We start from the raw sequence: 22,226 nt of genomic DNA, 5'->3' as shown, positions 1-22,226 counted from the left end.
CTAGCCGCGTCACCGGAGTACAGCAACCATACACGGGGCCTCCCCCTTCACCACTAGACGATGGACGCTCGCAGCTCACCGTGGCTCCCCGAGTCGACGATGGTCGTCTGCCGAACGCGACATCGCACCGCGTTCGACACACGACCAGCCTGAAAACCGGGTCTCCGTATCTCCATGTCCGCGACTACTGCAAGCGGCCAGACGCTGCCATCACGCCAGCATTTGCGGCCGGCTACAGCCGGATCCTGAACCTGCGACGGTGCATCCCCCACGCGATCACAGACATGATCGTGAGGATCACGACCAATTGCAGGGCGACGAGCCCCACGGTGGCTCCGGCGTACCACCATTCCACTCCCGGGAGCACCACTATCGCGAGGAGGAGCAGGTGGAGTAGATAGAGGACGAGCGGGTTCTCTCCCCACCAGCAGAAGAAGCCGGCGCGGTTCGACGTGACTCGTGAGCCTAACTCGACGGCGGTAAAAATCAAGGTGCTGATTGCAAGGGTGACCAACACGTAGCTGAGGGATACCCGGTTCTTACTGACCGGCACGATCAACACGGAGATCGCCGCCGCAACCACCAACGCCGCGCAGCAGATCGCGAACGGCCCGCGTCTCTTTCGCCAAACATCCGCTACTGCCGTGGACAGTACCAGCAGCGCGGCCCAGGACAGCGCCCCGACCGGGCCGCCGTGCACGGAGTGGAGCACGGCCGCGAGCATCGAGCTGTCGAGCAGGTACTGATAGCCGCACAGCATCAGAAACCCGATGACGAAACGCGCCCAGGCAGGGAGCCGGATGAGCGCAAGGCATACCAGGCCAGCCACCCCGATCGCTTCCAGCACGCCCCAGTCGGTCGCAATACCAGCCACGTTCGTCGCCCCCACCGCGAGGATGGCGCCGATCCCGAACAGGGCAACGTATCGCACTAGGAAGTGCCGATAGCTGGCCACGGCGCCCTGCCGCAGCTGCCGTGCGAAGGACGGCCCGTAGTTCACGCCGATGAGGAAGACGAACGCGGCGGCGACCATGTCGGCGACGGTGAAGCCGATGTCCGGGGCGTGTTTGAGGTACGCGGGCACGATCTGCACGCCGCCGAGATAGTTGCCGCCGACCATCAGGATGACGAGGGCACCCCTGAGCCGGTCGATCGCGAGATCGCGAGTCGATTCCTGGGCCACGGCAGCCCTCTTTCTAGCGCCCCCTGCCTCAACTCGGACGCCGGACCGCATGGTGTCAACGGTACGCCTCCGGACATTCCGGTGCGGCTCTGCCACAGACCAAATGGCCGGCCGACGGAACGGGGCTCCGTCGCGAGCTCGGAGGACGCGAGCTGAGAGGGACAACGTCGATTCACAAGTCGGTGGACCGAGTTACATCAACATGGTCCGTAAGGCTGTGCACCGCGTCCCTCGCCCTTGGCGCCTTGACGGACCCAATTACCCAATGCACTCCCCGCGGGGTGAAGACGAGCGCGTATCGCGGGACGATAGTCCCTTGACCGGCCGATCCCTCACTCCTACGGTGAGGAGCGACCCCCGATTCGGGAGCCAACTTACTGAGGAGGTTGGTATCGATGAACAAATGGGTACGGTGGCAAGACTGGGCCGTTGTCGCTGCGGGCGCCTACGCCGCGCTGTCAGTGATGTGGACCGCGCAAGCCGGAGGCTCCCTGCTGATGTTGCTGATTCTGGGGGTGGCCTTGGCCGGTTCTGGACTCTGGAGTTTGGCGATGCCGGGTCTGGTCTCCATGGAATGGGCGCACATCGCCATCGGTGCTTTGCTTCTGATCGCACCGTGGGTCGGCGCGTTCTCCACCCAGACCGGGGTGGCGTGGACGTCATGGATCTGCGGAGCTGTCGGAGTGATCGCCGGCGCGCTGGCCGTGCAGCCGGCACGACACATGCACGAACACCCAGCGGGCCACTAGAGTAATCGGCTGCAGAGGGGCGGCAGACAAATCTGCAGCCCCTCTGTTTGGCTGAGGTGAATGCGTCTCCTCCCGAGGGTTGGGAAGATAACCACGGCGTCACAAGCCGACCTAATTCGGATCAGGAGGTTGCGGCGCCAGTCGAGGCAAACCCTTACCCGCCTTGGGCCAGCAACTCAACCGCTGGGCACCCGTTCTCCTAGGGTTTGCACATCGTCTGCTTGTTTCGGAGTGGATGTTGGCCGTTAAGGGACTTATGGGGTGTGCCTCTCGATGGGCGCGAACCCTGAGGCGCGAACAAGGAACGTAGCCGCCTTGTCCCAGAGTTCCCACCGGCCCCTTTCCGAATCTGAGGTGATGTCAGGTCCGACGTGAGCGTCGAAGGCTTGGCCGATTCGGCGGATGAATCCGATCACTCGATAGTCGAGTTCAATTTCGTAGGTCGAGTTTCCGGCGAACACAACGATGATTTGAAGCGAAGTGATGGCCCCGTCCGCCCCGACCACCCGTAATGGCAAGCTCGCCAGGGTCAGGGTACTCGGCGCGACCAACAGAGGGCATGGCCAAGATCTTTCTTGGCCTTGCCCCCCGTGTGGGTATCGTCACCGACTCGCCGGCGCACATCGGTCGGTGGGGAATCTGAGTGTCGATGCCCCTCTTCCGCGGGAGCCGAGTGAACGCTGACCGTGAAGGGGGTGATCGATGAGATGTGGAGCAGATCGGTCCCGCCCGAGTGGGCAAGCACCACGAGTCCGGATAGGCGAAGGCTAATGATGCGCCTGGCCTGATTGACAAAGATCTGCGCCATGGACTCTGTCACCAGGAACGTTCGCCCGCCGTGGGCGAGCAGTATCAGTCCTGTTCTCTCCTGACCATCGCCGATGCCCGGACCCCGCGGATCCAGCTCCGATTCCGGGGAGACCGAGCCGATCGCGCCCCGGTGAGTAACGAGGGCGTCCACACTGCGGGGTGGGACCGCCCGCGCACGATTCCGATTCGCGCGACTCCGCTGAAGGGTGAAATTGAGAATCGGACACGGGAACTCCCGCCGGAAGAAACGGCACCCCAACCACCGGAGCAACCGGGGTCTGGGATGACTCCCGGCAAGCATAAGCGCCCCAAATCTGAGGGCACCAAGGTATTACTCCCCGTGACAGTCATGACCACCACCGGAGAAGACTAGCCAATGACATGTTGACAATGGCGTCGATGGCGCTCGAGAACTGGTCGGTATCGACCGGATGGTTTCCGGGGGTTGGTGCAGCAATGCCGTGTGGAGGTTGTGTTGTCATCTCGTCGTGCGAAGGTTGGGGCAGGGCGTCGTCCGCTCTCGGCGCAGCGGGATGTTCATAGAGTTGCGTAAGCGGGGGGGATCATTCGGGCGGCGACCAGCGAAGTGGTGTGTCCCGCTCGTCGGAGACGCCTGGACCACGGGCTATACGACCCATCGGAGGGTGAGCTGGTCGGTTCACGCCTCCATTGGACTGCCTCACGGTGCGGCAGCTCAGCGCCTGGTTCCTGTCCCAGGACGAGTGCATCGAGATCGCTGACCTGCGCAGCGCCGGCCAGTCTAAAACCGGCCGCGTCGCAATGGCTTCATTGTCGAACGTCGTCGGCCGAAGCGCCTGGCACGGGCGCGAACCCCGACGGGCAGGATCATGACGAGCGGCACGATTACCGCCGGGCACCGTCACTTCCACCGATCGGCATTAGAGCTGTCCTCGGCTAGTCCCAGTGACTACTACGACAATGATGCCGGTGACGAAGAGCCCCAGCGTCACAGCTCCGGTGGCCAGAACGGCCCTGCCACGTAGCCACGGGCGGGAACGAGTTGCGCTTTCCATCTTCAGGGCTCCCATGATCATGACGACCAGGGAAATGATCGCCGCCGTAAGCCCCACGATTATGAGCATCAGCGGCTTCTGCATCTCTCGTAACTTTCCCGCGGGTTTCCGCTTGTAGGGGCCGATTACTCGGATCTCATGTATGAACAGGGCCAATGGCACTGGCTAGGACGCGTGATCCCTAGAATCGGAATTCAAAGCCTTGCCCATCTGCCGAGGCCCGCTACGAGGGCGTGAGGATCGGCGATAGGCCCGGAGTTGCTGCGCGGTGTGGCTAACCGGCTAGCCGTCGTCTCGTGTCATGCCTCCAGATCGGCCAGCAACGAGGGATACAAATCGTCTAACAGGGCATGGTTCCCAGGCGTAGCGTAGCCGTCCAACGGGAGGGGAATGGCGGTCTCGTTGTAGTGCGCGATGATTTCGACCTCGGTGGGCCACACGGTCGTGTCTGGGAGGACTGGTGGGACCGAGGTGAGGTCAATCCTGGATAAAGAAGACCTTGAGTACCTGGATGCTGTGACGGCCACGACCTCCCTGCTGTCGGCTGCCACACCCACGACGTTCACCTGGATTACTGAATCAGCGGTCAAGGCGACGATTTGCCAGGGGTCGTCCCTGGCAAACGAGGTGGTCAGGTAGGCGATCACGTCGCCGCCCGCCAAAGCCAAGATGGCCGCGAGCACGCGAGACTGCCACTCGTGGAGCCCGCGATTCTGAATTTCCTCGTCCTGCCACCCCCGGCGGTTTGTCGATTCGGTGATCCTTTTTTTTAGATCGCTGCACTGCTGCCAATAGCCAATCGACGTCGTCATGATCTGCCCTCGTTTGTTTATTGCAGTTCACGTTACGACAACGGATCCGACTTGGCCCCTTCGATGCACGACCGACGAGCACTCACCCACCAATATCCGTGACGAATATCGGCATGAGCCTACTGACGGTGAGCAGCTCGATGCCTCCTTCGTGCAGCAAGGGCACCAGCTCCGAGCCATCCCGTGCGATGACTTCCTCGGATTGACGCAGGAAGATCTTCGCCATGCTGATGCGGGTGAGAAATTCGCGACCGATGCAATGGATCACGACCCGCCCCTCCCGCGCAAATAGGGAGCGCGCCTGCGTCGCTGCGGCCGCACGAATTCGAGATACAAGCGCGTGGCCATGCTCCGGCCGCGACGAAATCCACGACTGCACGAGCCTCAGGTCGCCTGCCTCGACAAGCGAGGAAATCCCTTGATCGACTCCGATCTCAACGACCGACGACGCACGACCACCAGCGCCGCGTTTACTCAGACCTCGCTGTACGTTGACCACCATGTCAATCCCCCTTTGACTTTGTGTAGTGAACATATACTCACTTAAATAGAACGATTTGTCTACCCCAACCGAGGCGCGCAAGTCTCAGCGACAATTAGCGCTGTTGTCTTGCTGCTCAAATCGGCGCTGATGATCGCGGAGTGCAGTCTTGCCCAAGATGATGAGATCGCCCTCCCAGTTGCGTATCGACGGGTGTTGACGCGGGGATGCGAACCTGCCCGGGCGGGCCGACAGCCGCTCTTTGGGAGTGCCGCGACGATCAACTCGACAACTTCGACACCCCGCCGGCCTTTCCAATCCGAGCCGAGCGAGCATGCAAGTGCCGACCCGCCATCCAATCACCGGACCGCGTGCCCCCCTCTGCCTCACGTCACTGAGGAAGTAGACGACTCGCTCCAACTCCCGCCGAAATGGGGCGGTTCCGAAATGACCGACGACGATCACGTGAACTCCACGACGAGTACGAAACGATTCCACCGCGACCCTGCCGCCCCAGTCCCCCATCGAGGTCTCCGAGCACGCGTCTCGATCGCCGTCGAGCCAAGGCCACGGGGCCGTGCCGAAACCCCACGCGAACGTGTTGAATCGTGCGATCTGCACGATCATCCTCACCGACGATACGGCGAACGTTGCGGCGCTCATGTCGCAGCAGCCCTCGAGAACTGCGGCCCGACTTTGACGTCAACGGTGGGATCAGGGAACCCACCGGGCACCCGGCGGCATAAACCAGTTCTCGTGCCGCTTCGTCCCACAGAAGGCATTGAGGGCAGAAGACATTCCCGGCGGGCCCCCGAGCGCAAGCAGTGTACGCGCGACCGGTTCGGCGGATGACGCCGATCACGCTGCCAGCCACGCGAACCTCGAAAGTCGCACCACCCAGATACGTCACGGTCGTTGGGACGGTGGCAATCGTGTCGTGTGGTCCCACCATCCGCAAGGGCACACGCGCGGTGTCGAACAGTCCGAGCAAGACAGAAAAAACTGACCGCCGCGTCGTCTTTCCGCCGGTGTCAGCAGGCGGCACCATGCCCGACCTTCCGGCTCGAATCGCCGCAAACGCATGAAGGCTCGTCATGGCGACGCTCCTAGTCAGTGAAAACGTCTGTCAGCCGCAAGCGAAACGGCCCTGAGGCAACGCCAGAATACACCGCCTAACCACACCCCGATAGAGACTGTCCCCTCATCGGTATTCCGAAACCATGGAGCGTGACCGAGTTTCCCAGACGCCTTCGACGATTGACCGCATCCTCCACCCACGCCGACGCCCTCACGCCTAAAGACGCCAGCTAACAACTCCGCGCCGAGGCATCGACGGCCTCCCCAACATCTGCACCACAGCCGACGAGACCGAGCACGAGACTGCTCGCAACCCTTCACTACTTGAGCACCGAAAGCGTTCAAAATTCGAGCGTCGCCGACCGCGAAACGCACCACGGTTTCGGGCGCCGTAGATACTACGGATCACCGAGCCACTCCGGGGACTGCCCCGGCATTACCTCGCCGACGTGAGGGTGCAGGCTCGACCAAAATCGAGCCGGCATTCGCGCCACAGCAATACCAAGACCGCTTGTCATTCAGCCGGACAGCACTGTGCCGGCCGCCTCCGATGCGATTGCCGTCCGCGATCGCTCCCCGGGTGCCCGCGTCAATGGTTCCAAGCGTTCGACCCACGCGGACGCGACGCCTTGGCCGCCAGCAGCACGGATCCCCTGATCGGTCTTCGTTCTGACCGGAGCCCATACGGGCCCTGCGTCCCCAAAAAACGTGATGTACATGCTGATCCTCAACTGAAGAGTCAATATCGGATGCCACGACATTCCGACCTTTGCTGCGGCGGCAACTTAGCCACCGATCCAGCGAGTCGATGGGCTACGTCGCGCTGATCATGTTCCGCACAACCTGCTGGTACATCCAGTGGATCGACCGGCGAGCCCAACCGTATGGACGAAGGGCCAGCCCCACCCGCAGCCACGGAACGTCAATCGATTCGTTTGTTATGAAGTCATCGCTAACACCCAATACTGCAGAGCCTGCGGCGACAATGATCAATTGTCAATCATCCGACCGGATACAACACGCCACGTGCAGCATCAAGTGCCTTGCTGCGCGCCAGGACTACCTGCAAGGAACGTGTCCCATCGCAACGCACAACGCCCTGGAGTCCGCCGCGACAACCGCTCCCAATGACGCACAAGTGGGTTCTCGCTTCGCCGAGTCGAGATTCACTCGCTGTGGGCACCAACCTTCGTCACAACACGTATCGCCCGTTCGATCTCCTGTTCAGACGCTCGCCGTCGAGATGGGCGTGGCCGCCCTGTTCAAGGTCGTGCGACTACGCCTCATCCCGAGCTCAACGTCGACGCCATGGCGGTGAGCTTTGCCGTGCGCCTGGTGCTGCGCGACCTCTCGATCATCCTCAACCCGGACCGAGGCGACGGGCTCGAATGGGTGGACCTACCTGCGTGTGACCGGCTTGCGTGCATTCTGATTCGAGCGATGCCATGATTGAACTGCGCGGGCGGTGGCGGGACTTTTTCTGGTTCTCGGCACTGATCCGGGGAGGGGGCTCCGGTGCACATTTTCATTCGTTGGGCTTTAGTACCGCTGATTCGGGTATGGAGTCTGATTGTCGAGCGCAGACTGGCCGATGTTCCTCGGCCGGCGGACGAGTCCCGGGTGCCATCATCAGAGATGGATTGCGACCGCGTCCTGATCTTCGGTCGCGGCCCGGCTTTAGGCTTGGGCGTTCTGAGCCACAAGCTCGCTTTGTCTGGCTCGCTGGCTCGTGCGTTGTTCCTCCGAACCGGCCATGCTATCGACGTCACCGTCGTCGCCGATTCAACGATCGCCGTCGGTTCGGCCATCCCCCGACTGGCCTCGTTACCGCTGGCAAGTTCTGACGCGATCGTCCTCACCTTCGGCGCGAAGGATGCCACCACCCTCGCTGATCCCGGCCGGTGGGATCGTCAAATGCGGGCTCTGCTGCGTTTCCTCGACGACGACTGCCCGGATTCTGTCCACATCTTCCTCCTGGGCATCCAGCCGGTCCGATCGATTTCGGTGTTCAATTCACCGTTAGGCGCCATTGCCGATCTCCATGCCCGCGAATTGAACGCGGCGACCGAGAAGATCTGTGCGGAGTTCTCCCGCGCCCTGTTCGTGCCCTTGACCGCCGTCCCTCACCCCTCGCCAGATCGGTTCCGCAGTGCAGCCGACTACCGTCACTGGGGCGAAATCCTTGCCGCGCAAATGTCAAGTCACCTCGAAGGCAAACGGCAATACGCAGATCCGGCTGAACACACTGTTCCCTGACCGCGATTCTCGAATCAACCGTGGCGCAAATGCCCTAAATCCCACACCTGGCGCTACAAGCTCTTATCCCCTTTCGGGAACGTCTACCGTTCTGCTCCAGACGAGTCAGGTAATCGGTCGAGATTCCGGCGAGCGCGGCCAGATCTTCTCGGCGCAGACCGGATGCTCTGCGCCTGTTGCCCACGGGTAACCCTGCGCCCTACGGTGACACTCGGTCCCGCCACCGCCGCACCGTGCTCCCGAACTCCAAAATCTCCATCGCTCGAGTCTGCGCGCTGGACGCCTACTTTCCGTAGCCCTGCCAGTCCTACGACAAGCGTGCCAATGGTTACGAGCATGCGGCCGGAGGATGCTCGCACCATGACATCTCCCACGAAAGCCTGGATCATCACCGGACCGACCTCAGGGATCGGTTACCGCACCGCACTTGAACTCGCGAAGCACGGGACGGTCGTCCTGGTCGGGCGCAGCGCATCCAAACTCGATGCCGTTCGCGCCGAAATCGAATCGACGGGCGGTCGTGCCGTGTCTGTCGTTTCCGACCTCTCTGACATCACGAGTGCCCGGAACGCGGGCGCTGAGATCGCCGCCCTCGGACTTCCGATCGGCGGCCTGCTCAATAACGCGGGCATCTTCCCCGCGCGCCCGTCGACATCCGCGCAGGGCTGGGACACCGTCTTCGCTACCAACCACCTCGGGCCGTTCGCGCTCACGGAGGCACTTATACCGTCCCTGCCGGATGGCGCAAATGTGGTATTTGTCGTGTCCGCGGTGGAGGATCCCGAACGCAAGATTGCCGTGCAGGCGGGCTTCCGAGGCGGTCGCTACATCTCAGCGAAAGCGAGCGCTCGAGGCGAGTGGCTCTCGCCAGGTAGCTCTAAGTTGGCTGGGCCGATACCCACGCCACCACCAAACAAGCGCCGCTCGCAACCGCTCTCGCGTTTGCTCGCGAATACGCGACTGCGCTTCAACGCCATCGAACCCGGAGTCAATCCCGGCTCGAACCTTGGACGCGCTATGGCGCCGGCGCTCGTCGCAGTGAGCAAGCTGGTCGCGCCGCTCCTGCAAGTAATGCCGCACTACACGACGCCGAAGAAGGCGGCGAAAGTTATCGCACGAATCGTCACGAGCGCTGATTCGAGCACCGGTGTGTACTTCGACGAGAACGGCAGCTCCATGAAGGGTTCGAAGCAAGTACACGATCCGGCGTTTCAGGGTCGCGTGGTCTCGGAGACCCGCGCCCTTCTCGGGACCGCGAACGGCATCTGACGGCTGCCGGATGCCGGCTGAGTTCGATGGCATGCCGCACAGCTGTGGTCGTTCATCTTTCTCCCAGCCGCTTTGCGTTGGTTTCAGGAGCGGAGGCTTCTGAGGCCGGCGCGGATTTCGCTCACCAGGATCTCGGGCTGCTCGAGGGCCGCGAAGTGTCCGCCCTTGTCTGCTTCGCCGTAGTGAATCAGGTTGGCGTAGGTGTCTTCGATCCAGTTTCGTGGCAGACGCGGAATGTCACGCGGGAATACCGTTACGGCCACGGGCAGCGTCAACTTGGGGCCGGCCATGCTGCCCGATCTGTTTTCCCAGTAGATCCGACCGGAGGACGCGGCACTGTTGGTAAACCAGTAAAGCGAAATTGCGTCAAGCATGTCGTCGGTGCTGAGAGCGTCCTCGGCGAGCCCATCGTTGTCCGTCTTGGATTGGAACTTCTCGTAGATCCAGGCCGCCTGCCCGGCCGGAGAATCCGCCAGGGCGATTCCGACGGTCTCCGGCTTCGTGCTGTGAAGGTGGTTCGAACCGCCGAGTTCTCCGGTGTAGAGGGCGAGGGTATCCACGGCGTAGCGCTCTTCTGGCGAAAGCGTGTCGGGTATCTGTGCAGGAAAGGCGTATTGGGTGTTCAAGTGGATCCCGAGAAGACCCGTGGGTCGCATCGCGCCGAGAGCGCTCGTGACGACGGCGCCCCAGTCGCCGCCCTGGGCTGCCCATTTCTGGTAACCGAGACGCCTCATGAGCTCCACCCACGCGATTGCGATGCGACGCACATCCCAGCCGTCCTCTGTTGGCTTTTGAGAAAAGCCGAAGCCGGGCAGAGAGGGAATGACCACGTCAAAAGAGTCTTCGACACGTCCCCCAAACGCCGCCGGGTCAGTGAGTGGTCCAATCAATTTCAGGAATTCGACGATCGAGCCCGGCCATCCGTGCGTCAGAATGAGGGGCATCGCATTCGGATTCTTCGACCGGACATGGATGAAGTAAGTGTCCAGACCGTCGATCTCACTCAGGAATTGTGGGAAACGATTGAGCTCAGACTCGAATCGGCGCCAGTCGTACTCTCGTTCCCAGTATGTGATGAGCGCTTTGGCGTTCTCCAAGCGGACACCTTGGGACCAGTCGGGAACAGTCTCCTGACTCGGCCATCGAGTTCTGGCCAACCGCTGCTTGAGGTCATCGATCTCGGAGTCCGAGATTGCGACGGTGAATGGGCGGACAAGGGTAGAGGGTGCGGGTGTCGATGTGGTCAATGTCTGGTTCTCCCGAGTTTCTGGTTCCACCGTGCAGCGCTCTGTTGCACAACTGTGTGCACTGCACACTGATGTGCAATCTACTTGATTGCACATGATTGTGCAATCATTGAGTCGTGCACATCGAATCCGCCCGAGCGCGCTCCATGAACGACACACGCAATCGCATCCTCGACGTCGCGCTCGAAGTTCTGGGGCAGAACCCGGAGACCGGGATGGGTGACATCGCCTCCGCTGCCGGTGTGGTGCGCCGCACCGTCTACGGCCACTTCCCCACCCGCGCCGACCTCGTGCAGACCCTCGCGCAACGAGCAGTAGACGAACTGGCGGCCGCGCTCACGGAGGTCGACTCCCCGGACCGAGCAGCCGACGCCGTGTGGACGGACTTCATCTCCCGGCTCTGGCCGTTGGCACATCGCTACCGTGTGCTGTTGGCGTTGCGGCGCGGCGAGTACGGCGAGGAGATCCACGCCCTACTCGCACCGGTCGACAAGATTCTTGCCAACTTCGTGCATCGAGGCCAGGCCGACCAAGTATTCGGACGGCACCTTCCCGCGGACGTCCTCAGCCAGATCGCCTATGCAGCCGTCTTCTCCATCGCAGACAGCGACATCTCCGACGGGACCCTCGACGCCCGCGCGGCAACCATCGCGAGCCTGCTCATTCTGGGAGTCCCCGAGGCGCGCGCGTTTGCTCTCGTGGATGGACAGCCATGACACGCACTGCCCTGAGTGAGGAACCCGCGTGGTCGGCATTGAGATCCGTGGTGCACGACCCCCGTAGGTGCGTTCGCACGTCTAGAGGCCGCCGTCGCCAACCGGGTCAAATACTTACGACAATTTGCGGCAAAGTGTGGGCAACCCAGAGAAAAATAAGGACTTGACCAGCATTTTTATGGCGTACCGATGGGATTTGACCCCAAATATCGGTGCCCGAAATCACAGCCATACGTCGCAAATCCCCGAGAATTCAAATGGTTTTGAGTGAATAGAGCGACGGATGATCTGCGAAGTTTGCCCACACATGTGGGCAAACGGTGGGCAGACTATTTTGGCCAACTGGGCCGCCATTTGAGGTCTTGAGAGACCACATACCAACTACATGGACTGGAGGTACCAACAAGGGTTACTCGCCAGCGAACGACGCGACCGCTGATTCCAAACGGTCGAACGTGAGGTCATGACGCGGCACCTCAATATTGAGGACTTCGAAAGTGGAACCACATCGCTGGATGTAACCGAGTACCTTCTCGGCTGAACGCTCGTCTCGCCGCCGATCGCCTACACGCCACTCGTGGTCGGAAAGAGGACGCACCTCGAGATCTTCGGCCCTGCACGGTTCATGTCTGTGATTCACCATTGAATCTCCTTCGTGTTGAACAACTCATCGAACTCGGTCGATGTCCCGCCCGACGTCTTCAGACACCGCCAATTGCTCGATGACACTGTAGCCCCCAAGCTTCAACGTTCCCCGTCCACCCCGCGAAGGGACCAAAGTCTCTCCCTGCGGATCTCCCCGCAACATAGCTTTGCCATGTTGCCCCAGATTTCTGGGCGCGCATCCCTTCCCGCGCTGAGGAAGCGACCATGGCCACCATCCTTTCGTCATCTGAGACATCCACTGATCGTCCGAGCCACGTGATCGATCCTGCGAATTTTGAGTTGCTCCAGACGCAACCCATCGAGATCCTCCTGCAACCGAACCGGCTACCGCCCACGAAACTGACCACTGCGACACCGATGATGCTGCCTGGTGTTGTTTCATGACGGGACTTACGGTGGCGATTGTGCTGGTCGCGGTGGTGGCGATCATCGCCTTAATCTTGGCTATTCACATCGTCAACCAATATGAGATGGGTGTGCTGTTTAGGCTCGGCCGCGTGGTTGGAGTGAAGAAACCCGGGCTTGCTGTGATCATCCCGGTCATCGACCGGCTCAGGAAGGTGACGCTTCGGATCATCACGATGCCGATCCAGTCCCAGGGCATCATCACAAAAGATAACGTCAGCGTCGATATTTCCGCCGTCGCATACTTCAAAGTCGTCGACGCGGTGAAATCGGTCGTCGCGATCGAGAACGTGTACTCGGCGATCGACCAGATCGCCCAAACAACGCTACGGAAGGTCGTCGGCAAGCACACCCTCGATGAGATGCTCGCCGAAACGGACGTCATCAACGCCGACATCCGCAAGATCCTCGACGTCACCACCATCGACTGGGGTATCGAAGTCACCCTCGTCGAACTCAAAGACATCCAGCTGCCGGAGAGCATGAAACGCGCCATGGCACGCCAAGCCGAAGCAGAGCGGGAAAAGCGCGCAAAAATCATCGCCGCCGAAGGCGAATCGCTTGCAGCGGCGGCACTCGGCGATGCCTCAGACACCATGATGGCGCACCCATTGGCACTCCAACTCCGCAACCTACAAACCCTCATCGAACTTGGCGTGGACAAGAACACGACGGTCGTATTCCCCGCTCCGCTGATGAGCACGATCAGCGAACTCGGCGCATTCCTTGCCCGCGAAGCCGCCGCTGCCACACCAGGGGCCTCCCATGCGACCCTTGTCGCCTCCCAGGACGCTGCTGAACCTGACGTTTCTGTTGTCCGCCCGGTCGAGAGAAGAACGAAGAAGATCGCTGAATAGTCGGTGAGCAGGACGCTGGTCGAGCCGAGAACCATGTTGGTCGGATTCTCATGGGAAATGAGCACCGGCCGATAGTCGGCCCCGCTCGCTTGGAACTGGCGCACAATCTGGCTGTTGCATGAGCCCGTTCGTCACCTCAGCCATGAAAGGACTTCTGTCCGCCTGGCATGCAGGACGAGTGGCGCTTGCCGGTCGGTGGAGCGAAGTTGTGGCACAAGCCTGAGAACCGGCGCGAGCCGCAGGGGCACTCGAAGGTCCGCGGTCATGTGTCGTGTGTTGCTCGGGACTGGTTGCGGTTCTGATGGGAATCACAGTTCTTTGCATTCGACTAGCGGCGCTATACGGAAAGTAAGTTCGGCGACCGTCTCGCCCCTCCTTTGGCCGTAGCGCCGGTAGTCACGCTCACCAAAGGTGGCGCGGTAATTTCCGGATGGAGCGAGTGGCACGATGGACGACGACTGGGCGGTTTTCCACTTTTCCCCAGGCAACCCGTCAGGGCCAGAAACGTGCTCTCTTGCCGACACCATTGTGGCAGAATGGGCCATCGAGGTCCTCGACGCCCACGTAGCAGGCGCCCGAGTGCTTCAGACACCATTCCACGGTGTGCCAGTTGGCACGTACGACTTGGTCACGTTCATTGCCGTGCTCCATCACCTTCCCCTCGCCGAGACACTTCGAGCGGCTCGGGCCGCCGTTCGTCCCGGCGGTCGGCTGGTGATTGTAGGGATGAGCCGTGAGACGCGTGATGATTGGCGCGGGTCGCTGATATCCCTGCTGCTGAACCCCCTGATCGGTGCCGTGCGTCACCCTGGGCGCGCCAAATCGGTGCCCGTTCGCAGACCGCAACGCGGGGATCATGCGTACGGGCGAATGCGAACGACGGCCCGACCACCCCGCCACCAGAGCGGCGGCGGGGTGCTCGTCGCTCGATCAATGCTGCGGCAGGACCCGTGTTCCCTCGATCTGCACGGCCCGGAGGGCCTTCGGGTTGAGCCCGAGCAGCTTGAGGATGGTCGGCGCGATCTGTGTGGTCTCCACGGGTGACGCGATCGTCTTGCGGTGTTCTGTGCGGAGACCGGCGACTATCAGAGGCACATCGCGATCATCAGCGCTCGCCCCGCCATGTTCGGCGATCTTGGCTTTTCCGCCGGTGTAGACCACTCCGGAGCTAGCGATGCCAAGGATGTCCGGGTAGCGCGAGTCCGCGGCAGTCGTGCCGAAATAGGAGGCCACGGCGGCACCAGCGTAGATCGTGCCGAGCCCGGATGAAGGCGTGCTCTTCGCGGCACCGGTGATGTCGTTCGCGGCGGCGGAGTGCGTGGCCAGGTAGCCCTTGGCGAATTCGGCGGCGACCTGGGAATGATCGGACAGCCACAACTGCATGATGTCGTCGTCCGTGGCGAAGGCGACCAGATCCGGCCTCGTCGGATGGGTGGACTTCCACGCCGCGTTCAGGCCGTCGATGATGGGGCCGTCCGGGACGCGCGTGAGGGCGCCGGGGTCCATCGGCGACTGCCCGTGCTTGGCCGACAGAATGATCGTCGTCGACTTGGCTAGGCCGTCGGCGGTGATCGCGGCATCCAGCTTGGCCACCGACGCGTTCACGAAGTCGAGGGCCTTGCTCAGGAGCGGGCCGGGGACTGCGCCGCCCGGGAGGTAGCCGCCGGTCAGACCGTGCGAGGTCGGAAGCTTCTGGGCGGTCGATACGGACTGGAAGTTCATCCCGAAGATCGCCGGCACAGGTTGAGCGGTGGATCCGGAGTGATCCTTCCCACCGATCTCGTTCAACACCGCCTGCACCTTGTAGCCGTCGTACTGCTGGGTGGCCGCGTTGTCCTTGGTCCAGTCCCCCGCGCTGTAGGGCGCGGCTGCCTGGCTGTTGATTTCGGGGGTGAAGAGATCATCGACGCCCTTGCCCGATGAGCCGTTGAGAATCTCGTAGGCCGGGTGCTTGTCCGACCAGGCGGTCGTGAGGCCCGCGCTCTTGGCGACCTCGAAGATGGTATTCACCTTCAGGTACTGGTGCGGGTATATCGGAGTGCAGGTGGCCGGATCGACGGGAAGGGCGGCCGGGTCCGGGAGGCTCTGCGGCTGGCCGGTCATCGACAGGATGCTGCCTGGCAGGCCGCTGAGGCCCGCACCGGCGTCGAGCGCGTCCGGGTTCTTATCGGCCGACTCGGTGAACGCGACTTCCGCCCCGGGCTTGGCTGTTGAGCAATTCGTGGTTCCGGCGGGGAGCACCGCACGATTGTAGGTGTCGTCGTAGTAGATACCGGTGGTGCCTGGGTTTCCACCCGTCACCTGCCCGATGAGGCCGGGAAACGAATCTGATGGCACCGGAGTCTGCGCGTGTGTATAGCTGGTTCCCCGTGCCACAATCTCGGCCAACGCCGAGGTCGGATGCGCGCGGACGTACCAATCGAGGTCCTTCTGATGCAGCCCGTCTACCGAGAGCAGCAGGACATGCTTGGAGTGCTTCCCGCCGCCATCGTCGGCGATGGCAGGCGTCACCGCGGCAGCCGCCAGTAACGTCGCGCTGAGAATCGCCGCGGTTGCGTGCGCGATCTTGTGGGTTGACTTCATGGAATTAGACCTTCCGGTTTCGGTGCCATCGCATGGACTCCCCCGCCGGGCGCGTTCGCCGCCCCATCGAGGGCCGGACCATCGCCCGCGCGGTACCGACGCCCACCGTAGCCAGACGAGACGACCTACCCCTCAAGGGGGGGGCGAAAGGCCGGTGGACGCGAGGTTGCCATCTGGTTAATCCCTTGGGCGACCACCCAGATCCGGATCGGCATTGGCCTCGACCTCGTTCGCGAAACCGTCGAACGACTCGGGCGGCCGAGAGTGCTCGACACTTCCCCTGATGGGACGACGAATGAACTCCGCATCCCCGGCGACGAGCGCAACAAGAGAAACGGCGAGCAGGTAGGTACCGAGGCCAACGTAAGCGCCTCCGAGGAGGAGCAATGCGATCGCCCGCCGCGCGTCGTCGGAGCCGGACAGCTCCCACACCGCCACAAGGCTCGCACCAACTTCGAGGAGGCTGTCAAGGCCGAAACCGAGCAGGGCGGCGGACGATGCCGTGTAGGCCAAATAGCCAAGCACGCCGACACCGAGCTTTCGCCACCGCAAGAGTGCGAGACTCGACGCGCGCACTATCAGGCTTGAGCCCCCGGTCGACAAGGTCCAGCTGCTTCCATCGGTATAGGCAGGACTGCGCGATCCCAAGCAACTCCGCAGTCTCTACCACGGTCCGACCAGAGCGCACGAGTTCAAGCGCGCGCTCACGGAACTCGGCCGGATACGGACGGGGCATGTGACGACTCCCCTCTCAGATGTAGCCACATTCTCCCAACCACCCATTCCGGAATACCAAGACAGGACCAAGGTGTCCGGGAAAGCGGGTCAGGCTCCGCCTTGCTGCGGCGTCGTTCCGGTTCCGCGAAAAGGCACGAATAGGCCGCCGCGAGGTTAGGCTCAGACGATCAACAAGGGAGTCGATCATGCCGAAACTTCACTATGCCGGTCAGTCATTCGAACTCGAAGCAAGCAACGGGGCGGAGAATATTGTCAGCCGTATTGATGAGGCGCTGACGACCGGGCGAGAGATAGTCGCGAACACTAAAGTGCCGACGAACATGGTCCTCGGGGTCGTTCGTCTGGCGAACGGCAACGACCTTGTTTTCGGGTTCAGCGGATCGCTTCCCATTGCGATCGAGAGCGACGGACCACAAGACAGTCATAACGGTGCCTAGTCAGTCAACCCGTGGGTTCGGCCGTTAGCGCAGCGTCACTCCTCGGATTCGGTAACAGCGGACGCACTTCGTGGTCTGTCGCGGTAGTCAACCCAATCTGCTCGCAACCAGCCTTACGACTCGGCACATAGACCTGGTCACGGGAGAACCCCTCGCGGCAGACTGGGCCAGATCGACGGCGGAGGGTCTTTCTCGATAACGGTGTTTCCGGCGGTTTTCATTAGCAGGTTTCCGCGGTCGGCCAGCGGTATTGGCTTCGTGAGAACGGTCGCTTCTATGAAAGGCCCGACGGTAGCAACCGCCTCCGACAAGGATTCGTGTGCGCAGGTCAGGCGTGGGGCGCGTGCTTCTTCGTTTTCGCCGGGCCGTTCATCATTTCCTCCTGCACCTGCCGGGCGAGGTCGCGAAGCAATGCCGCGTCCGCCCGGGAGAACTTGCGCGGCCGGGTGTCGACAATGCAGAGCGCCCCGAGTCGCTGCCCGTCACTGGTCTCGATGGCCACGCCGGCGTAGAAGCGCACCTTCGGCCCCCCGACGACGAACGGATGCGTCTTGAACACCGGGTCTGCCGCGGTGTCCTCGATCGTGAACTGGTCTGTGCGTGCGATCGTGGTGCTGCAGAACGAGAGGGCGCGTGGCACTTCGACCGGCGGCATCCCGATGACGGATTTGAACCATTGGCGGTCGTGGTCGATCAGGGTGATCGCCGCCGCGTCGGTGCCGAACGCTTCTTGGGCCCGCTTCACGATCGCGTCGAAGCGTCCTTCGTTCGGAGTGTCGAGGATGCCGAGAGCGTCGAGCGCCTCTTGTCGGAGGGTTTCGTTCCGTTGCACGAATCGGATGGAACTCGCAGCCGGAACAAACCCCTCCACCACGAGCGGCGCGATGAGGGACGCCCACTCCCGATAGGTCTCGCTCGTCGCGTAGACGTCGGTCTCGGCGAGTTCCCGGTCGACGGATTCCGGCAGTGGCGGGTCGAACGGGATGAAGGTGATCCGGTCGTGGCCGTCGCAGGCGCGCCTGGTCACCTCGTTGAGTCGTCGGGCGTGACGAGACGTGGGGCCGAGCACGAAGTCGGGCAGTCGGGACAGAAGCCCAGTCGGCGGCACCGCGACGACGAACAACAGAAGGCTCACCGGAGTCTCCTGGTCCACGAAGGCGAACAGCCGGGCCAGCCGGCGACGCCAGAGGAAGACGGGCACGAGCTGGAGAGCCTCGTTGACGCCGATGGTCGTGATGATCGCATCCAGTAGGCCAAGGTCACGGCCGCGAAGAGCTCGCAGGCAGCCGACGGCGTTGAGGGACGCGTTGCCGACGATTTCCACGTCCGTTGCCCGGTCGGTGTGGGCGCTCACCTCTCGCGCGAGGTGTCCGCCGAGCGAGCGGTCCCACGACGAGACTCCGTAGCCGACTGCGAGAGCGTCGCCCATGAGCAGAATGCGGTCGGGGTCGACACCGATCGTCCGGACGTGCGGCTCATCGATCGGCCGAGCCAACGCCAGCCACTTCTGCCAAACGGAGAGAAGCCAACCAAGGATGACGGGACGGACGAAGAAGTCGCTGATGTGAACTGGCATTGTGTGCCCCCACTCCCACGACTCATCTGCGGGTGGACCATCTTGTACCCCCGCCGCCGCTGCCGCGAGTCTAGACCGTCTGGTTCACCAGGGCCGCCGGCGACACGTTGCGGCCGGCTTCAGCCGGGGGTTGCAGGCGACAGGGCGGCCAGCCGGGCATCCGCGGAATTACCTCTGACGTTGTGGACGTCATTCTCCGAAGTCCAGTCCTCCATCCCTGAATTCAAGACTGCTCGCGGCGTGGCGTCAAACCGGCCGCCATGAGGTCGAAGCTCGCGAAGACCGGGCCCGCCATCTAGAGAGCACCTAGCCCTCGGCGACGAACCGTTCGAACTTGTCCGCGACGGCGTTGGGGTCGGTCGGATACACGTGGTCGTTCATGCGCGCCAGAAGCTCTACCCGAGTGCCCGAGATAGCGAGCCACCTCGAACGTGTCTTTGATGCGTGGGACCAAGTACCCTGTTTGCCCGTTCAGGGCTGGCGGTATGGTTTCTGGATGCCCGATGACTTTCCCGGTTCGGATGCAGAGATCTACATCAATGGGATGCGTGTGCCATTCCATTTGCGAGTGACGACCACGGATGTATGGGCGGTGCTCGATGAGTCGTTCACGCGACGTGGCTCACTTGCAAGAAGCCATGCCTATTCCCGGAGGACTTCACCGCGACTGATTGTTCGCCGCGGCGATGATCTAACCCCTCACCTCGTCAGTAGTTGGAGCGAGGGGTTGCGCCTAATTCTGTCACCATTGTGAGGCGGCGCACCGTGTCCGAATCAACACATTCGCAACGCTCGTCCGCCATTATTGAGGGCTGCTTGGGGGACACGCTTGTTGAGGCGTCACGCTAGGTTTGATTTCCTAGGTCCTCCACCAAACGGATCCCCAGTGTAAGCCGATCTCCGTTGGATCCTGATCGTCGTAGGTGGTTGGCCGTCAGGGCCGAGGTCGATGAGGATCGTTTGATCGCCGGTGTAGCGAGGATCCTCGACGTCTGGCCAGTACAGAGTCAAGGGCGGTCGGAATCGTCTAACGCTCCTCTCTGGTTCTCACCCGAGGTTGAGGGGCGCCGTCTCAGCGGACGTTGCGAGGCAAATCGCGGCGGCAGGACGTGTAGTGACTCAAGAGGCATGGTGGGTTTGCGAGAGCGGGCCAAGCGGGTTATATCTTTCAGACGAAGCCACTGACTGGATTGAAGCCATCGCGAACGGCGAGACTAACGACGATCGCTGGAACCTGTCGCGCTGGCCCCCCGCTTGTGGAGAAGGTTCGTGCCCTTTCCAACCCGCTGCCTGTCTCAATTCTTGTCACCGTTATCGGTGTGCATATCGGTGCAGGTGTGCGGCGGGAAGTGTCGTTAGGTGAGCGCGGGGATGCCGAGGAGATGCATTCGACTGACGGCCCAGATGCTTGCGGCGAACACGACAGTGGCAACCGCGATGGCCAACGCGTAGAGTGCGACGACGCCGTAGCCTTGTGCAGGGTTCAGGAACGGGTAGGGCACCCATCCGTCGGTTGCCCCGCGGATCAGGACGACGATGATCCACACGATTGGGTAGACGAGCGAGACCCAAATCTTGTTCCATGGGAGGGAACTGCGGTCGCTGAAGAGCATCCAATCGAAGGCGGCGTAGACGGGCAGGATTACGTGCAGCACGGTGTTAGCCCATGCCAGGGAAACGCCCCCTTCAAGTCCGGCCAGCAGCACGTTGTATACGGCTCCGGTGATGACTATGTAGGTTGTTGCGCATCCGCGCGCCAACTCCAACCATCGGGACTGAGCTTTTCCGGAGAAGGAAACGAGTGCGGCGACCAGTAGCACGATGACCAGCATGATGTTGCTTTGCATGGTAAAAAACCCGAAGAAGTTGAACGGGTTGATCGTCGCGCGAGTGGCCGTGTCGAAGAAGGTCGACACGATCGCCGCTATGCCCAGCAGTGCGACAGCCAGCCGAACTGCAGGCACAATATGTTTCACGTTTCGCCTTTGATCAGTGGTGCACATGTCACGAAATCTGTGACCTCCTTGAATCCTAAATGTCCCGCCCCTTCATCCCCGGGAGATTCCTCATCGTGATCGACGCCGGCACCGCTGACGATCATCAGGCGTGCTGCCCTGGCTCAGTGGCCCGAAGTCAGCGACTAACGGCCCCACTACAGGTCACGTTGACATCCGCGCCCCCGCCCGCTCCCGCTCCCGCATTCGCACCATCGCCGATACCCGAAACGAGATGGACACCGAGACGATCATGGCGCTCAGCGCCTAAAACCGAAGGGCCACGAGTTACACCACACCCCGGGACTTGACCCGGGTTAACGTAGGAATCGCCCGGCGACGGGTCGCTGGGCGATTCCAATGTGTGGACGGGTTTCGGGTTCCTATCCACATACGGACTATTTCGAGGTAGTAGCGATCCGCGATTCGGGGGTTACGTCTCGGTCTCTCGAACGTCTAGTTCCGGGCTGACCTGGGTGGAGCGCTTCGGAACTCTTTACAGAATACTCTACGTCCACATTAAGGGGGACTTCTGTTGTACCCCCATTTCGGGACTCCGCCAGCAGGTGTGTGAGCCAGAGGTAAAGGCGTACGCACAGTCACCGACAACGTGACCACAGCCCCGACTCCGCAATTCCCGCATCTTCAGGGCCGAGTTCACTTAGCTCTCGGAGATTCCTCGGCTGGAACGCACGGGAAATAGGCTGGTACGCACAGGAAATAGACGGACAGGTCAGTGGTGGGTGGGTTGGGCCCAGGGCGGGGTGCCTGTTCACTGTTGAGGGCTCCTCGCTAGGCTGCACAGATGGAGTGGGCCATAGGTATCGGATTGAACCTCGTGTCGGCGATCATTGGTGGCGCAGCAGTGAATCGCCCCGGGGTTGATGGAGGGTCTGATTCCGCGAAGGATGATGATTATGCCAGCACCGAGGAAGTACCCGCCGGAGTTGCGGGAGAGGGCCATTCGGCTCGTGCAGGAAGCCCGAGCGCAGGATGGGGACCTGTCGCTCAACCAGGTAGTGCTCCGGATCGGGCAGCGGGTCGGGGTCAACCCGGACACGCTGCGCGGCTGGTTGATTCGGCCTGGGTTTAGTTCCGTCTTTTGATCAAGGATGGAACTGATGGCTAGATATACGACTGAGATGCGTGAGCGGGCTCTGAGGATGCTCGGTGAGGCGCGGGTGGATCACCCGAATCAGATGACGGCGATCCGGCATGTGGCAGGGCTGCTGGGGATGAGTCCCGAGACGTTGCGGGTGTGGCAGCGCCGTTACGAGGTCGACGCGGGCGCAAGGCCCGGCGTCACGTCGGACGTGGTCGAGGAGAACCGGCGGCT

General features: G+C 62.0%; 20 protein-coding genes and 1 pseudogene. 10 read left to right on the top strand and 11 right to left on the bottom strand.

The genetic code is table 11. From position 1 onward, the window contains the following. Positions 1-232: 232 nt before the first annotated feature. Positions 233-1,183, bottom strand: coding sequence for a heparan-alpha-glucosaminide N-acetyltransferase domain-containing protein (locus FVP33_RS01320; RefSeq protein WP_187270531.1), 951 nt, complete (start codon positions 1,181-1,183; stop codon positions 233-235). A gap of 395 nt (positions 1,184-1,578) precedes the next feature. Here FVP33_RS01320 and FVP33_RS01315 point away from each other — a divergent pair, with 395 nt between their 5' ends. Then, positions 1,579-1,932, top strand: coding sequence for an SPW repeat protein (locus FVP33_RS01315; RefSeq protein ID WP_147781844.1), 354 nt, complete (start codon positions 1,579-1,581; stop codon positions 1,930-1,932). Between the two features lie 1,709 nt (positions 1,933-3,641). Here FVP33_RS01315 and FVP33_RS01310 read toward each other — a convergent pair. The 3 genes from FVP33_RS01310 to FVP33_RS01300 all read right to left on the bottom strand — a co-directional run bounded on the left by FVP33_RS01310 (position 3,642) and on the right by FVP33_RS01300 (position 5,090). After that, positions 3,642-3,932, bottom strand: a complete 291-nt coding sequence (locus FVP33_RS01310; protein ID WP_147781843.1) for a hypothetical protein — start codon at positions 3,930-3,932, stop codon at positions 3,642-3,644. A gap of 143 nt (positions 3,933-4,075) precedes the next feature. Beyond that, complete coding sequence (locus FVP33_RS01305) at positions 4,076-4,588, bottom strand: hypothetical protein (RefSeq protein WP_147781842.1); 513 nt, start codon at positions 4,586-4,588, stop codon at positions 4,076-4,078. Positions 4,589-4,670: 82 nt separating this feature from the next. Next, on the bottom strand, positions 4,671-5,090 hold the full coding sequence (locus FVP33_RS01300) for a hypothetical protein (RefSeq protein ID WP_147781841.1): 420 nt from the start codon (positions 5,088-5,090) through the stop codon (positions 4,671-4,673). 2,571 nt (positions 5,091-7,661) lie between these two features. Here FVP33_RS01300 and FVP33_RS01295 point away from each other — a divergent pair. Beyond that, on the top strand, positions 7,662-8,402 hold the full coding sequence (locus FVP33_RS01295; protein WP_147781840.1) for an SGNH/GDSL hydrolase family protein: 741 nt from the start codon (positions 7,662-7,664) through the stop codon (positions 8,400-8,402). A 34-nt stretch (positions 8,403-8,436) separates the two neighbouring features. Here FVP33_RS01295 and FVP33_RS20130 read toward each other — a convergent pair. After that, positions 8,437-8,661, bottom strand: a pseudogene (locus tag FVP33_RS20130) (helix-turn-helix domain-containing protein). Positions 8,662-8,762: 101 nt separating this feature from the next. Between FVP33_RS20130 and FVP33_RS01285 the strand changes: the two are divergent. Further along, positions 8,763-9,671, top strand: a complete 909-nt coding sequence (locus FVP33_RS01285; RefSeq protein WP_222706592.1) for an SDR family NAD(P)-dependent oxidoreductase — start codon at positions 8,763-8,765, stop codon at positions 9,669-9,671. Positions 9,672-9,754: 83 nt separating this feature from the next. Here FVP33_RS01285 and FVP33_RS01280 read toward each other — a convergent pair whose 3' ends face one another. Then, positions 9,755-10,918 carry an epoxide hydrolase family protein gene (locus FVP33_RS01280; protein ID WP_246142111.1) on the bottom strand — a complete coding sequence of 388 codons (1,164 nt, stop codon included), beginning with the start codon at positions 10,916-10,918 and terminating at the stop codon, positions 9,755-9,757. A gap of 116 nt (positions 10,919-11,034) precedes the next feature. Here FVP33_RS01280 and FVP33_RS01275 point away from each other — a divergent pair, with 116 nt between their 5' ends. From FVP33_RS01275 to FVP33_RS20185, 4 genes are all read left to right on the top strand, one after another. Then, positions 11,035-11,634, top strand: coding sequence for a TetR/AcrR family transcriptional regulator (locus FVP33_RS01275; protein WP_147781838.1), 600 nt, complete (start codon positions 11,035-11,037; stop codon positions 11,632-11,634). Positions 11,635-12,504: 870 nt separating this feature from the next. Continuing rightward, positions 12,505-12,684, top strand: coding sequence for a hypothetical protein (locus tag FVP33_RS01270; protein ID WP_147781837.1), 180 nt, complete (start codon positions 12,505-12,507; stop codon positions 12,682-12,684). Beyond that, positions 12,681-13,562 carry a slipin family protein gene (locus FVP33_RS01265; protein ID WP_147781836.1) on the top strand — a complete coding sequence of 294 codons (882 nt, stop codon included), beginning with the start codon at positions 12,681-12,683 and terminating at the stop codon, positions 13,560-13,562. Before FVP33_RS01270 ends, FVP33_RS01265 begins: the two co-directional genes overlap by 4 nt. A gap of 447 nt (positions 13,563-14,009) precedes the next feature. Then, a complete protein-coding gene (locus tag FVP33_RS20185; RefSeq protein WP_425460921.1) occupies positions 14,010-14,606 on the top strand; it encodes a class I SAM-dependent methyltransferase in 597 nt (198 codons plus the stop codon). Here FVP33_RS20185 and FVP33_RS01260 read toward each other — a convergent pair. The 3 genes from FVP33_RS01260 to FVP33_RS20180 all read right to left on the bottom strand — a co-directional run bounded on the left by FVP33_RS01260 (position 14,493) and on the right by FVP33_RS20180 (position 16,881). Then, a complete protein-coding gene (locus FVP33_RS01260; RefSeq protein ID WP_147781835.1) occupies positions 14,493-16,145 on the bottom strand; it encodes an alkaline phosphatase family protein in 1,653 nt (550 codons plus the stop codon). The genes FVP33_RS20185 and FVP33_RS01260 overlap by 114 nt on opposite strands. Positions 16,146-16,322: 177 nt before the next feature. Then, positions 16,323-16,658: a hypothetical protein gene (locus FVP33_RS01255; RefSeq protein ID WP_147781834.1), complete on the bottom strand. Its 336-nt coding sequence runs from the start codon at positions 16,656-16,658 to the stop codon at positions 16,323-16,325. Further along, entirely contained in the window at positions 16,612-16,881 is a 270-nt protein-coding gene (locus FVP33_RS20180; RefSeq protein ID WP_147781833.1) for a transposase, read from the bottom strand. The genes FVP33_RS01255 and FVP33_RS20180 overlap by 47 nt, the downstream gene beginning before the upstream one ends. Before the next feature lie 187 nt (positions 16,882-17,068). Between FVP33_RS20180 and FVP33_RS01245 the strand changes: the two genes are divergently transcribed. Next, on the top strand, positions 17,069-17,320 hold the full coding sequence (locus tag FVP33_RS01245) for a hypothetical protein (RefSeq protein WP_147781832.1): 252 nt from the start codon (positions 17,069-17,071) through the stop codon (positions 17,318-17,320). 328 nt (positions 17,321-17,648) lie between these two features. Here the strand turns inward: FVP33_RS01245 and FVP33_RS01240 are convergent, their stop codons facing one another. Then, positions 17,649-18,896 carry a GAF domain-containing protein gene (locus FVP33_RS01240; protein WP_147781831.1) on the bottom strand — a complete coding sequence of 416 codons (1,248 nt, stop codon included), beginning with the start codon at positions 18,894-18,896 and terminating at the stop codon, positions 17,649-17,651. A gap of 1,355 nt (positions 18,897-20,251) precedes the next feature. Further along, on the bottom strand, positions 20,252-20,899 hold the full coding sequence (locus FVP33_RS01235; protein ID WP_222706591.1) for a Pr6Pr family membrane protein: 648 nt from the start codon (positions 20,897-20,899) through the stop codon (positions 20,252-20,254). A 908-nt stretch (positions 20,900-21,807) separates the two neighbouring features. On the opposite strand from FVP33_RS01235, the gene FVP33_RS01230 reads away from it, so the two are divergent. Continuing rightward, a complete protein-coding gene (locus tag FVP33_RS01230) occupies positions 21,808-21,996 on the top strand; it encodes a helix-turn-helix domain-containing protein (protein WP_147781829.1) in 189 nt (62 codons plus the stop codon). Positions 21,997-22,011: 15 nt separating this feature from the next. Continuing rightward, a partial coding sequence (locus FVP33_RS01225) for a transposase (RefSeq protein WP_222706581.1) occupies positions 22,012-22,226 on the top strand: 215 nt, incomplete at its 3' end.

This window comes from Lacisediminihabitans profunda (genome assembly GCF_008040105.1).
Classification (GTDB): Bacteria; Actinomycetota; Actinomycetes; order Actinomycetales; family Microbacteriaceae; genus Lacisediminihabitans; species Lacisediminihabitans profunda.
The sequence above is the reverse complement of the archived record's forward strand: the minus strand, read 5'-3'. Positions and strand labels throughout refer to the sequence as shown.